The following is a 14,191-nucleotide window of genomic DNA, read 5'->3' on the forward strand; positions in this document are numbered from 1 at the left end:
TCTAATTTCTTGAACTGAATATCGACAGTATACGCTCGTCTTCCTTCGAATAGCTACTGATGTGCTTACGCGATGTGTCACTTGCGAATTGCTTTACGACGTCCACCCGGCCACCACCAGTTCCAGTGACCAAATAGCTTCATCAATGCGGGAACGAGCAGCATCCGGACAATCGTGGCATCAATAAAAATCGCAAGTGCGATACCGACGCCCAGTTGTTTGATTGGACTGACGCCCGTGAAGGCAAACGCCCCAGTGACGACGATCATGATCAAGGCTGCAGACGTAATGATCTTACTCGTTTTCGCAAGACCCATCTCGGTCGCGTAATCGTTATCGCCTGTCTCGTCATAATATTCTTCCATTCGCGAGACGAGGAATACTTCATAATCCATCGATAAACCAAAGACGAGTGAGAAGATGAAGACCGGTGTCAGAATACCAATCGTCTCCTGTGGAAGAACTGCGCCCGACTCGAACAAGATGACGAGTAATCCGAATGTCGCCCCCAGACTAAGCAAATTCATCAAAATCGCCTTGATTGGGATTAAGATGGATCGGAACGCAATCAGCAGGATGATGAACGTTGCCAAAACGACGACACCGACTGCTAGTGGGAGTTTCGATTCAATGGCATCATAAATTTCCTGATTGAAGGCTGCCGGTCCCCCGACAAGATAACCGTCCGCTTGCATGTTTCGCACCCAGTCTTGCGAAGCAGCATCGCCGGGATCTCCTTTTAAGTTGACATCAATTCGTGCTTGGTCATTCTCTGACAGAAATGACGTCAAGGCTTCGCGTCCGGTCGGAACAGCGACTAACTGTTCGAGCGGCACTTGTTGCTGTTCGGCAATCGTTGCGGCGGATACGACGGAACGTACATCGGGATCTGATTCGAGTCGAATCGTCACATCTTCGATTTTTTCTCGTCCCACCTCTGAGGAAGCATCGGCAGACAAGATGAGGACAGCATCTGTTCCATCATTCCCGAATGTTTTTTCCCACGACTCAAAAGCGAGACGAGACGGATAGGATTCCGGTAAAGCGGTCGCTTGCGGAATGTTCAACGTCAAGTCACGTAACGGCAATAAACAAGGTAACAACAGCAATAAGGACAAAACAGTGACTGCGATAGGGCGCTTCATGACGAAACGAGCGAGGCGACGCCAACGATCTTCACTACGCCCTGCTCGTTGCCGGAAGAGTCGCCCTTTCTCTAGCACCTTCCCGAAAACAATCAATAGTGCCGGCAGTAATGTCAATGCACTAACGACTGCTCCAAGAACTGAAACGAGCGTTCCGATCGCGACAGCGCGGAAAACATCCACATCAATCAATAATAATCCGGCAAGTCCGACGAATACACAGATTCCGGAAAATAAAATCGAACGTCCTGCCGTCTCGACCGAACGGATTGCCGCCTTCCGAATATCTTGTCCGTCCTGCCGTTCTTCGCGAAATCGATTGACGTATAACAGCGAAAAATCAATTCCGAGCGCAAGCGAAATCATCGCGACCGCATTCAAGACGAAGATCGATAACTCTTGTTGTCCGGCGACGAAATACAGAACACCGGCACCAAAGACAAAAGTAACGAGTCCCATGATCAACGGTAGGATGGCGGCAACCGGGGTACCGAAAACGAGTAGCAAGACGATCAACGCTGCTGGAATTCCGATCAATTCAGCCCGGATGAGGTCATTTTTTGACGCTGTATTCAAATCATCGACGACGACCGGTTCACCCGTTAGCCGAATCGTTCCGGTGTCATCCAGTTGACGTGTGACCGCAGCTGCCCATTTCGCATCAAGTGTCGGTACACCGACTGTCACGTATCCCTTATCGTCACGAATCGCTCGCGGATTTTCAACAGGACCAGTGACGTTCCCGACGCCATTAATATCACGGAAGCGCTCGACATGTTGCACCATCGTTTGTTGTAGATTCTCTTGATTTTCAAATAGGACGATGATCGTATGCGGATCCTGACCGAAGTCTTGATCGAGTACTCTCTCGACACGTTGAAAATCACCGTCACGTGTAAATCCGTTTCCTTCTAGACGATCGGGTAATTGATAGGCGAAATAACCAAGCACGACGAGCAGTATCGCCCAAACGATTAACACTCCTCGAAAATACGTACTCATCAGATGACCAAGCCGTTCCATGATGTGTCCCCTTTCTGTATAAACGTACAAAAAACATCCTTCTTGCTGAAAAGCGAAAAGGATGTTTCGTTACGTCTTTTGAAAAATTTGAACCCATGTGTTGCCGAATGTCGCCGATGTCGATACGATCGCAAGACGTCGCGCCTCTTCATCGAGTAACACACTTTTGAGTAAAACGGAGGAATGACATCCCTCGAACTTATATTTCAGCTGACTCTTCTCATACAAGTAAAAACGAGATGAATCGGTGATCGAAAACAATTGGTGCCGGTGATCAACGAGTGAGTACTCCGCGTAATCTGAAAAAGGAATAATCGATTCCTGATTCGTCGCAGCGTCCCAAATCACATACCGTTCTTTTAGATCATCATAAGAAATGATTGTCGTAGGTGCGATGAAACGTTCGAACGTCAAACGTGTATCATATCCTCGCTCCACTAAGCGTCCGAACAGTGGTGCCTCTTCATAATTTGAGTACCGCCAGTCCCCTGTTTGAACGTTCACACATACGACGTCTGTTTCTGCCGTGTACAAGAAGATCTCATCGTCTTGCCACAAGAATAAATTACTGAACCATGCTTCGGAAAAAGCAGCGGGTCGCTTGATATACTCTAAATGCCCTTGCTCTAAATCTAGTAAACCAAAATAAGCTGACTCTTCAAATACGATGAACAATCGTCCACCGCCTGGCTCAATGTACCAGGAGAATGGAACATACGCACATGCTGTTTCCCATAGTGGTCTTAAATCCGCATCACATTTCATAAATCCGTGGCGATCTCGAAAAAGAAGCAAATCCTCCCCGATTCGATCGAACAGTGAGACGGATTCATGGAGTAACAGCTCTGCAGCAGGTTTATACATATGCATCACTTCCTACTTCATACGGTATCAACCTTCTCAGTTTCTCGCTACTATTGATGCGCTCGACTTGCACCTCCTGTTATACTAACTTCATGGAAAAAGGAGGACGAACACGATGAAACCTTTACAATTATCAGCAGAGACGGCTGTCGAACTCGCAAAACGTCTGAACGTACCACTTGAACAACTGATGCATATGCCGCGCCATATCTTGATTCAAAAGCTCGTCGAACTCGAGCAGGAACAAGCGAAAACGGAATCGGATTCGTCTAGCGAATCGGAATCTTGAGTAAAAAGCCTCTATTCCAACGCGGAAGGAGGCTTTAATCTTCGTTTAAGATTGTGGATGATAGTCGGATTTACCGTAACGGAAGACATTGATGATTGCTTTTCCGTCACTCGGATAACCATTCGGATGATCAATCGGAAAGAGGGAGAAAAAGACGAAATAAAACGAGAAATACGCAAATTGGTAAGTGAAGATTGATGCCTCAAACACACCGGCATAAATGAGACCATTGACAATAAGGATACTAGCCAAATTTGCAAGCGAACCTCCTGCATACACCAGGATATTGGTAAGCTTTGTCTCATGACCTAGTGCCTCATACTGACACCAGCCATCCCAAAAATAGATACGATTCAAGCGGATTGGACCGACACGGAGTAACGATTTTCCTGAACCAATGTTGATCTCCATATTTCCACCGAATAATCGGGCAAAAAAGTAATGCCCCATCTCATGAATCAAAGTTACGATAGGCAACAGTAAAAAGAACGACAAAAAGAATTTCCATAAATCCCCGAAACCAAACATACCACGTACATCCTTTCATAAAAACAACATCCCATATACTACTTAAGAGGTTTTTTCCCGAAAGATGCGTCTTCAAACAAGCTTTCAAAGATTTTACGCAAGTCAATTGCATGACAGGTTGAAATCGAATTGTCATTCGCGCAAAAAAGAAGGACGAAGCCTTCTTTCGCTTCGTCCTTCTCGATTTAATCCGTTTTCTTACGACGTTTGTTCGCTGCGTACAACAATCCGATGATTGTCAGTGCTGCACCACCTGCTATTGCGTATTTCTTGTAGTCTGCTTTTCGTTCGGCGATGACCGTCGTCGTCAATGCCTGGATGACCAACTGTTTCCCTTCATGCAACCGTGGTGCGTGCAACTTGACGGCACCCGACTCAACTAACACCTCGAATTCACCGTTTGGCAATTCAATCGTGATATCCTCTTCCGTCGCATTATGGTAGACACGCTGTCGTTCGACGTATCCTTCATAGGTGCGTTTCAGTTCAAAGGCAATCACGCCCTCCCCTTCTTCAAGGAAACGAAGGTGTTTTTTAATCATTGCTGCGTTTGCGAGACGGAACATCGGATACTGACGACGAAGAGCAATCAATCCTTTGACGTATTCGACTGCTGGACGCTCTGTTTCCGCCCGTTCATAGTCAAGACGATTGACAACCTCTCCTGCATTGAAGCTGTCACGAATCCCGTCCTTCGTCCGGAAGAACTCTTGTCCGGCATGAAGGAAAGGAATGCCTTGTCCCGTCAAGATGATCGCATTCGCGAGCATTTGTCGTTTCCGACGAATCTCCTCCGTGTCCTCTGGACGAGATACCGTTAATTTATCCCAAATCGTCAAATCATCATGAGCCTCGACGTACGAGACGACCTGATTCGGTTCATCGGCAAACCCTTGCGAAGAGACGTTACCAGCGATTCCCCGTTTGACTTCACTCGTCCGGTCAAATGCACCACTGATGAAACCACGATCTTCTGGTGTTTGAACGTCGCCTTTGACCCCGTCCCGTAAGCCGTTATTGAAATGCGCGATTCCTGGCATCTTCGGTGCATTGAAGTAATTCGCTTTTTCTTCCGGATCAAGCGGCGTATCGAGATCCCAGCCTTCACCAATGATCAGAATCGACGGATCAATGCGATCGAGTGCATGACGCACCTGATTCATCGTTTCGACATCATGCAGTCCCATCAAATCAAATCGGAAACCGTCCAGATGGTACTCTTTCGCCCAGTACGTCACACAATCAAGAATGAACTTCCGCATCATCAAACGTTCAGACGCCGTATCATTTCCACAGAAACTACCGTTCGAGAGACTACCATCCGCCTCTTGACGATAGAAGTAGCCAGGAACGAACTGACCGAGCGGAACCGTTGCCGCATCATACGTATGATTGAAGACGACGTCCATGATGACACGTATCCCACGGTCATGTAACGCCTGAACCAATTGTTTTAATTCAAGGATCCGCGTTCGTGGATCATCCGGATTTGACGAGTACGAACCTTCCGGCGCAAAGTAGTTCACCGGGTCATATCCCCAGTTATAGTTATCCGGGTCGTTCGGCGCTGCCTCATTGACTGAGCCAAAATCGTAGATCGGCAATAACTGGACATGCGTCACACCGAGATCCGCTAAATAATCAAGTCCTGTTAATCCACCATTTGGTGTCCGTGTTCCTGCTTCCGTCAGTCCAGCGAATGTACCACGTGCGACGACACCACTAGCCGGATGACTCGTTGCATCGCGTACGTGTAGTTCATAAACAACTGCGTCTTGCGAAGAATGGAACAGTGGGCGTTCTTCAATCCATCGTTCTGGTGTCACACTTGTCGGGTCAATCAGCGCACCGCGTTTTCCGTTCGTTCCGACGGCTTTCGCATACGGATCGACTGCCTCGACCTTTTGTCCGTTGATGCTCGCTTGAAACGTATAGAAATAACCTTCATATGCCGCTCGATCGAGTTCAACGACGTATGTTCCCCGTTCGCCTGCCATCATCTCGACCTCTTCGACTTTTCGTGCGCGTAATGTCTTATAGAGACGAATCACGACACGTTCTGCCGTCGGCGCCCACAAGCGCACGCGAATCGCTGTCTCTGAGAAAGTCGCTCCTAAATCATTTCCACTATAGGCAAATCGCTCATCCAGTTCTTGCGGTGTGAGCGTCAACATGTCTGCTGTTTGTTTCAAAGCTAAGCACCCCTTTCATTTCATGGTTTTTATTATAACAAAATTTCAAAGCAGTGGACGCTTCCGGTATTCCTCTCTAAAATAGAGAGTGGAATGAAAGGGGAGATTAAAATGGCAGCAAAAGATAATTCATTTGATATCGTGTCACAAATCAACATCGAGGAAGTCAAGAACGCCGTCCAGATTGCACTGAAAGAAATCACGAATCGCTTCGACTTCAAAGGTTCAAAGAGCGACATGAAGCTCGAAAAAGAGGATTTGATTCTAATCTCAGATGACGATTTCAAACTCGATCAAGTCAAAGATGTCTTAACAGCAAAATTGATTAAGCGCGAAGTTCCGACCAAAAACCTGCAGTACGAAAAAGTCGAGCAGGCTGCTGGGAACACGGTTCGTCAACGCGTCATTCTGAAAAGTGGAATCGACCGTGACGACGCGAAAAAGATCAACAATGCCGTCAAGGAATCGAAATTAAAAGTGAAGACACAGATTCAAGATGACCAAATCCGTGTCACTGGTAAATCACGTGACGACCTACAACAAGTCATGCAAATCGTTCGTGAGCTTCCGTTATCAGTCGACGTGCAGTTCATTAACTTCCGTTAATCGATTCTCATCAATCGGCTGAACGTTCATGTTCAGTCGATCAAACAAAAAAGGGAGGTGCTTTCTGGATCGTATCCAAAAAGTACCTCCCTTCATTTAATTTAAAGTGTTGCTTATTGCGCTGTGTAACCACCATCGAGAACGACGGCTTGACCCGTGACACCTGCTGCTTTGTCACTTGCAAGGAAAATAGCGTAATCCGCGATTTCTTTGACTTGCAGTAACCGTTTTTGCGGAACAAGCGGATAAATGACCTCTTCTAAAACATGTTCGAGCGGTACGTTCCGTGTCTCAGCGAGCGAAGACAACTGATTTTGGACGAGTGGTGTATCGACATATCCTGGGCAAATCGCGTTGACCGTAATACCAGAAGTTGCTCCTTCTAATGCTGCGACTTTCGTTAAACCGATGACACCATGTTTCGCGCTGTTATAGGCAGCTTTCCCTGCAAAACCAATCAATCCGTTAATCGATGACATGTTCAAGATTCGTCCAGAGCCTTGTTTTTTCATGATCGGGAAGACATATTTCGTATAGAGGAATGGTGCACGAAGCATGATGCTTTGAAGCAAGTCGAATTTCTCAGTCGAGAACTCTTCGATTGGTGAGACGTGTTGCATCCCCGCGTTATTGATGACGATGTCAATCGTTCCGTAATGCGCGACCGTCTGATCGATACTTGATTTGATTGCCTCTTCATTCGTCACGTCACCTGCGACAGCAAACGCATCGAAGCCTTTTTCACGAAGTGTTTCAGCAGAGCGTTTTGCAGCTTCTTCCTGAAGATCGACGATGACGACCTTCGCACCTTCTTGAGCGAATTCTTCAGCAATCTCAAGACCGATTCCGCTTGCTGCTCCTGTAATTAATGCAACTTTTCCTTCGAGTTGTTTCATCATGATGGATTCCTTCTTTCTTTACCTTTACGTGTTCGGTCTCTTTACTGTACGCTGATTGAAAGAATAATAAAAATGAATACTTGTTATGACATCTATAACTCAAAAGAATAGGAGAATACTGATGGATTTCCGCCAACTGGAATACTTTACGGAAGTGGCACGCTTCAAAAGCTTCACTCGTGCCGCTGAACATCTCCACGTCACGCAACCGACACTCAGTAAAATGGTCCGTCACTTAGAAGAAGAACTTGAGATGGAATTGTTCGATCGGAGTAAACGACAAATCGTCCTGACGGATGCCGGTGAGACCTTATTGATTGAAGGTGAAAAGATTCTGCGGCAGTTATCTGACCTGCCTTCCCACCTCTATGATGTCATGCATCTGACGAAGGGAACGATTCGGCTCGGTGTGCCCCCACTGATCGGTTCGCTGTTTTTCCCGGGTCTCCTGCGTCGCTTCGAAGAGATGTATCCGATGATTCAAATCGAATTAATCGAAGCCGGTGGGCATGCGCTAGAAAAAGCGGTCGTCGCCGGTGAAGTCGATTTGATCGCAACGGTGCTGCCTTCGGATGAGCATTTAACGACACACCCCTTCATTGAAGAAGAATTGCATTTGTTTTTACCAAATGATCACCCACTCGCCGATCGGTCGATGATTGCGTTAGAGGAAGTCGCCGACATGCCGTTCGTCTTGTTCAATGAAACATTCTCACTACACGATGTCGTCTTGAACGCCTGCAAAGATGCCGGATTTACGCCTAACGTGTCTCGGGTGAGCTCGCAGTGGGACTTCTTATGTTTACTAGTCGCAGAAGGAAATGCCGTGACTGTCCTGCCGCGTTCGATCGCGGATCGCTTTTCGATTCGTGGCGTCAAAACGATTCCGCTTGAAACACGTGTCCCGTGGCACTTAGGAATCGCCGTTCCGACCGGTCGCTATCAATCGTACGTGACGCGGAAGTGGATTCAATTCGTCAGCGATATATATTCCAAATAAGCATACCTTTCATAAAAACCATGTATTTGTAGCATGGTATTTCTTCCTTTACGATAAGAACATCGTTAAAAAAGAAAGGAAGTCCTTTACCATGGCAACTCATTTTGAATCACGTCACGAAACAGGCGTTAAAAAACTCAGCGAATTCACAGACGCAAACGCTGCACAATCTACGCATGACAAAATCTCTGAATCCCTGAAAGATATCGCTCCAGCAGTCGGTGAGTGGATCACGGATTTCGCATACGGTGAAGTTTACAGCCGCGATGGTCTCGTCAACCGTGACCGCGCAATCGTCACGATTGCTTCCCTCGTCACACAAGGTACAGAACCACAACTTGCTCTCCACATCAATACTGGATTGACAGCTGGTTTAACAGGAAACGAAATCGTCGAAGCTATCATGCATCTTGTTCCTTACACTGGATTCCCACGTGTCTTGAACGCACTTGAAGTCGCAAAAGTCGTCTTCGCAGAACGTGGCGTCACAGTCGAAACAGAATAAGATCCGTACGACTTAATTGAAAAAAGATGGGCATGACGCATTTTCGGGTATCTCCTTAACAAAGGAGTGGTCGATCATGCGTTATGCCCTTTTTGCGGATCTTCACAGTTCAATAGCTGACACAGCAGCTGTCCTAGCTGACATACGGCGGCTCGCTCCCGATGCGCATTTGTTTTGTCTCGGTGATGTTCATGAATGCCATATCGGTAAAAAACGAGCGAAGCGCTATTCTTTCGAATCGCTCTCCCTCGTCGTGACGCTCGATGATGATTTTTTAGAGCTGATTGATTTTAAGACGTTACTTGGTAATCAAGAAGAGCGCATCCTGTCGCTCGTTCCACCACATCTATCTCCTGTCATCGATGCATTACGCGATTGCCCTCGAAAACAACGCATCGAGGGGGCATTGTTGATTCATGGAGACCAACTCAGTTGGTCGCGGGATTTTCTACCCGACCTGTCACAACAACGCGAACCGTTACTCTTTTTCGGTCATAGTCATATCAGAGGTTTGTTTCGAAATGGCATCGCCAAACCGAGCCCACTAGGTCAAACTTTATCCATCAAAGGAAAACGGTATGCCGTTAATCTAGGTCCCGTCGTGTTCGAACGAGAATGGTGTCTTTACGATTCAGAGCAACAAACGATCGTGTTCTATCAGGCGAAGTAAGAAGATACGACAAAAGCCGTCGGGCACAGGGCTCGACGGCTTTTGTTCGTGTATCTATTGATCAGAGATAACGGACAAGCGATGCCTTGACGATATCCACTTGTGTGAAGTTCGTCTCTTCCGCGAATGTTTCGATGACTTGACGGACATCCCCTTGACGACGTACGAAGCTCGTCGGGACTGGTGTCGTACCGACAAGTTGCTCATGCAGACTCGTCAATCGATGATCATCGATGATCGTCGTCATCAAATCAAGGAATAGCAGAACATGCAGACGGTTCAAATAATCCCATGGTTTGTCTTCCGAACGGAATTCATTACGAGCGAGCCATTTTTTCAATCCGATCGCATCGATTTGACTCAACGTCTCTGTCGTACGTGCCGACTTCCAAAGCGTCAACAGTTCACCCAGTTTTTTCCGTGTCTGTTTCTTACGCATGAAGAATTCAAAATTGTCTTTCGTCCGTAATGCGTCTCCTTCAATCGGAGCAATCAAATCGGCTTCCGGCGCCGTCACGAAATCGTGAACGAAATCGACAGACTCTCCCGGTAACCAAGCAGCGACTTTCCCGTGAAAATCAGCCATAAAGGCGACCGTTTCTGCCAAAGGCTCCTGCTTCATCTGTGAAGCAGCTTGCTGTAATCGTTCTTTCGTCTCAGTCTTCATAATCTACCTCTTCTTATTCGTGGATTGGTCTTACATTTCTTCTGGAGCGCCGACACCAAGCAAACGAAGACCCTCTGTCAAGACGATCGTGACCGACTTGACGAGTGCAAGACGCGATTGTTTTGCTGCGTCATCTTCGAGAACACGGACGTGTCCGTAGTATTTATTAAAGCTTTGTGCAAGATCTAAGACGTAGCGGCTGATGATTGATGGCTCACGACGTGTGAACGCGCGATCGATGACCGTCGAGAATTGGTTCAGCATCGAGACGACACCCCATGCATGATCATCGGCACTACCAGCGAATGGTGTGCCATCATAGCCACCTTTACGGAGCAAGGAGTGCGCACGGGCATTCGTGTACTGGACATACGGTCCTGTTTCGCCTTCGAATTTCAACATCTGCTCAAGATCGAACTCGATATTGTTCATCCGTTCGTTCTTCAAGTCATGGAAGATGACCGCGCCAACACCTACTTGACGAGCCGTAGCTTCAGCATTCGCTAAGTTCGGATTTTTTTCCGCGATGTTTTGCTTTGCGACGTCGATCGCTTCTTGTAATACTTCTTCAAGCAAGACGATCCGACCTTTACGCGTCGACATTTTCTTTCCGTCCTTCATGATCAGACCGAACGGCACATGGTGCATTCCGTCGACGTTCTCAAATCCAAGTTTCTTCAAGACTGCGAACAATTGCTTGAAGTGAAGCGCTTGTTCCCCACCTACGACGTAGAACGCTTGCTCAAAACGGTACGTTTCGAGACGATAGACGGCAGCTGCTAAGTCACGTGTCGCATACAGCGTTGCACCATCTTTCTTTTTAATCAAGGCAGGCGGCATACCTTCTGCTTCGAGGTCGACGACCATTGCCCCTTCTGATTCGACGAGGAGATCTTTTTCTTCGAGCAAATCGATGACGTGTTGCATCTTATCGTTATAGAAGGCTTCTCCGTTCAAGCTATCGAATTTAACACCGAGCATCTCATAAACACGGTTGAACTCGACGAGTGAGACTTCACGGAACCACGTCCAAAGCGTCGTTGCCTGCTCATCACCTTGTTCGAGTTTTTTGAACCAGAGACGTCCTTCATCCTCAAGTGCCGGATTTGTTTCCGCTTCTTCGTGGAACCGGACGTATAATTTCAACAATTCCTTGATCGGTTCTGCACGGACCTCTTCTTCCTCACCCCACATCGTGTAAGCCACCATCAATTTCCCGAACTGTGTTCCCCAGTCCCCTAAGTGGTTGACACCGACGACGTCGTAGCCTTTTTTACGTGAGATTTGGTTGAGCGCGTTCCCGATGACCGTCGAACGCAAGTGGCCCATCGAGAATGGTTTCGCGATGTTTGGTGATGAAAAATCAGTGACGATCGTTTTTCCATTCGCTTCACTTGATCCGAACGCCTCTTGCTCCGTCAGGACTTGATTGACGATTTCTTGCGAGACGACTTCTCGGTTCAAGAAAACGTTGATGTAAGGACCTACAGCTTGAACGTTCGAGAACAGCGGCGCATCGATTTTTTCTGCGAGGTCTGAAGCGATCATGTTCGGTGCTTTACGGAATGCTTTTGCGAGCATGAAACATGGGAATGCCAAATCTCCGTGATCTTCATGTTTCGGTTGCTCGATCAGTTGTTCGATTTGTTCAACCGATAAGGCACCTTCCATGACTTGATGTAATACTTCTGCATACTGCGCTTTATAACTCATCTTTATTTCCTCCTGCTTCACTGATTTTTTGGCAATAAAAAACGCCCCTTGCGCCACGCGCAAAGAGACGGAATGACCGCGGTACCACTCTTCTTGGTGTCATTTTGACACCCACCTTGTTCGGGGATAACGGGGTTCCCCCGGCTACGCCTCTTCCATCAGGAATCGGGCAGCGTCTCAGAAGTGCGTTTCACGATCGGTTCGTCCTCAGGCTTCCACCATTCCCTGATTCGCTAGTTGACGAAAATCAACCGTTACTCTCTTCATCATCGACTATATTCGATATCTTTCACATTATACGCAATTCTTTCTTTTCTCTCAACCTTATTTTTTTGGTAAATGGCTTATCAAAATTTCCACAATTCGGGTATAGGAATAAAAGATACTTCTCAAGGGGAGGGATGTTTCATGCGCTACTACCAACATGTAGCCCGGACAAGCTGGATCGTCTTCGGTCTCGTCGCCTTGACGTTATTAGTGATCGGCATCGTTCATCCACCAACCTTCCATCCTTCTGTCTCCATCATCAACACGCTTTATTTATTCGGACTCGTTCTCCTGTTTCAGTTCGATAATGTCCGTCGTGGTGGCATTTACTATACATTCCAAGAAGGAATCATCTTATTTTTATTCCTCAATTACGGTTTAACGTACGCCTTGATTTTAAGCCAAATCGGTATTCTCGTCTTTCAATTCATGTCTCACCGAAAAGCGATTCGCTGGAAACGTTTCGTCTACCTCTACCCGATCAACGCCCTATTCGATTTAGTCTATATTTCGCTTCCCGCCTTTGCGTATTATGCGCTCGGTGGTCCGATCGGCTCAAACTTTACGTATACGAAAGCCTTGATTCCTTTCACCGGCTTTTTAATCACCGTTTTCCTTGTCTCTTATTTCCAATGTCTATTCGTCAATCGCTTCCTCTTCTTGAAATACGATTGGCGCCGTCTCGTGAAGCTGCAATCCCTCGTCTACGGAATCAGCATGTTGAGCGCTTTACTTGGAATCTGGTTTTACGATGAGAGTCCACTCGTCGCGGCTACGGTTTCCGCCTTGATCCTCTTTTTGTTCAAACGTCTGTTGCAAGAACGCGGCGACTCCCTTGAAGCAAATGATAATGCCAAACGATTTGATGATGCGAAGGAACACTTGTTGATTTCCCGCTTTGAACGCGAGACGATTGATTCGTTACTCCTTGATTTACCGCATCTGCTACCGTTTTCTGAAGGTTGGATCTCAATCCAACAACAGCGAAAACAAGTCATCTATAACATCCGGACGAAACAACCGATTGATGTATTACCACTGTTTCATTCCTTGACAGCCGACGATTTGCATACCCCGATCATCTATGGTCTTCGTTGCGACTGGGGCAACGATATTCAAATCGGATTGCCTGTCGATCGTCACTCGATGCTAGCGATTCCTTCGATTACGAGCGGAGAGGTCGATGTCTCGATCATCCTGTTCCATCAAGTCGCAGATGCCTATGATGCGACGAATGCCGATGAGTTATCTCGTCTGCTCCGTATCTTTTGTCGTGTCTTAGAGCGCTCTCGTGAAACGGTTCAACTCTACACGGAAAGTCGGACCGATGCCTTAACGGAATTACCGAATAGTCGTGCCTTCTACGAACACGGTCGGCAGGAGTTTGCTGCTGACTGCTATCCGCTCTCCGTGATCCTGTTTGATATTGATCATTTTAAACGCGTCAACGATACGTACGGTCATAAAGTAGGCGATCTTGTCCTTCGTGAACTCGGTCGACGTATCCAAGCGATCCAATTGCAACATGATGAGGTCTTTGCTGCTCGTTATGGCGGGGAGGAATTCGTACTTCTCTTACGAAATGGTAGTCAAGAGGCTGCCATCCAGATTGCCGAGACGGTCCGCCATGCGGTCATGGATCGTCCCTTCCTCGTCGATGGTCACCGACTGTCCTTAACCGTCAGCCTCGGAATTGATACAGTGGAAGAAAGATATCAACGGACGTTCGAAGAGTCGTTACGTCAAGCCGACCATGCACTCTATGTCGGCGGAAAACACAACGGACGCAACTGTACCGCGCATTATGCAAACCTTTGAAAGGT

Annotated in this window: 13 protein-coding genes and 1 other annotated feature; of the genes, 6 read left to right on the forward strand and 7 right to left on the reverse strand. The window is 47.2% G+C overall.

The features are described 5' to 3' along the window. Positions 1-77: 77 nt before the first annotated feature. A complete protein-coding gene (locus MKY22_RS15150; RefSeq protein ID WP_341089712.1) occupies positions 78-2,168 on the reverse strand; it encodes an MMPL family transporter in 2,091 nt (696 codons plus the stop codon). A gap of 69 nt (positions 2,169-2,237) precedes the next feature. Beyond that, on the reverse strand, positions 2,238-3,032 hold the full coding sequence (locus MKY22_RS15155; RefSeq protein WP_341089714.1) for a hypothetical protein: 795 nt from the start codon (positions 3,030-3,032) through the stop codon (positions 2,238-2,240). A gap of 115 nt (positions 3,033-3,147) precedes the next feature. Here MKY22_RS15155 and MKY22_RS15160 point away from each other — a divergent pair, with 115 nt between their 5' ends. After that, the gene (locus tag MKY22_RS15160; RefSeq protein WP_023469668.1) at positions 3,148-3,321 is read left to right on the forward strand and encodes a YycC family protein; all 174 of its coding nucleotides are present in this window, start codon (positions 3,148-3,150) and stop codon (positions 3,319-3,321) included. A gap of 45 nt (positions 3,322-3,366) precedes the next feature. Here MKY22_RS15160 and MKY22_RS15165 read toward each other — a convergent pair whose 3' ends face one another. Together MKY22_RS15165 and pulA are read right to left on the reverse strand one after the other, a co-directional pair. Further along, the gene (locus tag MKY22_RS15165) at positions 3,367-3,849 is read right to left on the reverse strand and encodes a site-2 protease family protein (protein ID WP_214729050.1); all 483 of its coding nucleotides are present in this window, start codon (positions 3,847-3,849) and stop codon (positions 3,367-3,369) included. 185 nt (positions 3,850-4,034) lie between these two features. Then, positions 4,035-6,041, reverse strand: a complete 2,007-nt coding sequence (pulA, locus tag MKY22_RS15170; RefSeq protein ID WP_341089718.1) for a type I pullulanase — start codon at positions 6,039-6,041, stop codon at positions 4,035-4,037. A 111-nt stretch (positions 6,042-6,152) separates the two neighbouring features. Between pulA and MKY22_RS15175 the strand changes: the two genes are divergently transcribed. Continuing rightward, entirely contained in the window at positions 6,153-6,647 is a 495-nt protein-coding gene (locus MKY22_RS15175) for a YajQ family cyclic di-GMP-binding protein (RefSeq protein WP_023469671.1), read from the forward strand. A 113-nt stretch (positions 6,648-6,760) separates the two neighbouring features. On the opposite strand, the gene MKY22_RS15180 is transcribed toward MKY22_RS15175, so the two are convergent. After that, a complete protein-coding gene (locus MKY22_RS15180; protein ID WP_058704411.1) occupies positions 6,761-7,546 on the reverse strand; it encodes a 3-hydroxybutyrate dehydrogenase in 786 nt (261 codons plus the stop codon). 121 nt (positions 7,547-7,667) lie between these two features. Between MKY22_RS15180 and MKY22_RS15185 the strand changes: the two genes are divergently transcribed. The 3 genes from MKY22_RS15185 to MKY22_RS15195 all read left to right on the forward strand — a co-directional run bounded on the left by MKY22_RS15185 (position 7,668) and on the right by MKY22_RS15195 (position 9,721). After that, a complete protein-coding gene (locus tag MKY22_RS15185; protein ID WP_214729051.1) occupies positions 7,668-8,546 on the forward strand; it encodes a LysR family transcriptional regulator in 879 nt (292 codons plus the stop codon). Between the two features lie 91 nt (positions 8,547-8,637). Then, positions 8,638-9,051, forward strand: a complete 414-nt coding sequence (locus tag MKY22_RS15190; protein ID WP_023469674.1) for a carboxymuconolactone decarboxylase family protein — start codon at positions 8,638-8,640, stop codon at positions 9,049-9,051. A 76-nt stretch (positions 9,052-9,127) separates the two neighbouring features. Next, entirely contained in the window at positions 9,128-9,721 is a 594-nt protein-coding gene (locus tag MKY22_RS15195; RefSeq protein WP_214729053.1) for a metallophosphoesterase family protein, read from the forward strand. 61 nt (positions 9,722-9,782) lie between these two features. On the opposite strand, the gene MKY22_RS15200 is transcribed toward MKY22_RS15195, so the two are convergent. Together MKY22_RS15200 and argS are read right to left on the reverse strand one after the other, a co-directional pair. Continuing rightward, complete coding sequence (locus MKY22_RS15200; RefSeq protein ID WP_214729055.1) at positions 9,783-10,388, reverse strand: hypothetical protein; 606 nt, start codon at positions 10,386-10,388, stop codon at positions 9,783-9,785. A gap of 30 nt (positions 10,389-10,418) precedes the next feature. Further along, entirely contained in the window at positions 10,419-12,101 is a 1,683-nt protein-coding gene (gene argS / locus MKY22_RS15205) for an arginine--tRNA ligase (protein ID WP_341089724.1), read from the reverse strand. A gap of 60 nt (positions 12,102-12,161) precedes the next feature. Beyond that, positions 12,162-12,380, reverse strand: a binding site (T-box leader). Between the two features lie 129 nt (positions 12,381-12,509). Here argS and MKY22_RS15210 point away from each other — a divergent pair. Next, a complete protein-coding gene (locus tag MKY22_RS15210; RefSeq protein WP_214729059.1) occupies positions 12,510-14,186 on the forward strand; it encodes a GGDEF domain-containing protein in 1,677 nt (558 codons plus the stop codon). The last annotated feature ends 5 nt before the right edge of the window (positions 14,187-14,191 follow it).

This window comes from Exiguobacterium sp. FSL W8-0210, assembly GCF_038006045.1.
GTDB lineage: Bacteria > Bacillota > Bacilli > Exiguobacteriales > Exiguobacteriaceae > Exiguobacterium_A.

Bases quoted from the DNA above. Each gene is read 5' to 3' on its own strand.
- MKY22_RS15150 (WP_341089712.1), bottom strand. From the start codon at position 2,168: ATGGAACGGCTTGGTCATCTGATGAGTACGTATTTTCGAGGAGTGTTA.
- MKY22_RS15155 (WP_341089714.1), bottom strand. From the start codon at position 3,032: ATGTATAAACCTGCTGCAGAGCTGTTACTCCATGAATCCGTCTCACTG.
- MKY22_RS15160 (WP_023469668.1), top strand. From the start codon at position 3,148: ATGAAACCTTTACAATTATCAGCAGAGACGGCTGTCGAACTCGCAAAA.
- MKY22_RS15165 (WP_214729050.1), bottom strand. From the start codon at position 3,849: ATGTTTGGTTTCGGGGATTTATGGAAATTCTTTTTGTCGTTCTTTTTA.
- MKY22_RS15175 (WP_023469671.1), top strand. From the start codon at position 6,153: ATGGCAGCAAAAGATAATTCATTTGATATCGTGTCACAAATCAACATC.
- MKY22_RS15180 (WP_058704411.1), bottom strand. From the start codon at position 7,546: ATGATGAAACAACTCGAAGGAAAAGTTGCATTAATTACAGGAGCAGCA.
- MKY22_RS15185 (WP_214729051.1), top strand. From the start codon at position 7,668: ATGGATTTCCGCCAACTGGAATACTTTACGGAAGTGGCACGCTTCAAA.
- MKY22_RS15190 (WP_023469674.1), top strand. From the start codon at position 8,638: ATGGCAACTCATTTTGAATCACGTCACGAAACAGGCGTTAAAAAACTC.
- MKY22_RS15195 (WP_214729053.1), top strand. From the start codon at position 9,128: ATGCGTTATGCCCTTTTTGCGGATCTTCACAGTTCAATAGCTGACACA.
- MKY22_RS15200 (WP_214729055.1), bottom strand. From the start codon at position 10,388: ATGAAGACTGAGACGAAAGAACGATTACAGCAAGCTGCTTCACAGATG.
- argS (WP_341089724.1), bottom strand. From the start codon at position 12,101: ATGAGTTATAAAGCGCAGTATGCAGAAGTATTACATCAAGTCATGGAA.
- MKY22_RS15210 (WP_214729059.1), top strand. From the start codon at position 12,510: ATGCGCTACTACCAACATGTAGCCCGGACAAGCTGGATCGTCTTCGGT.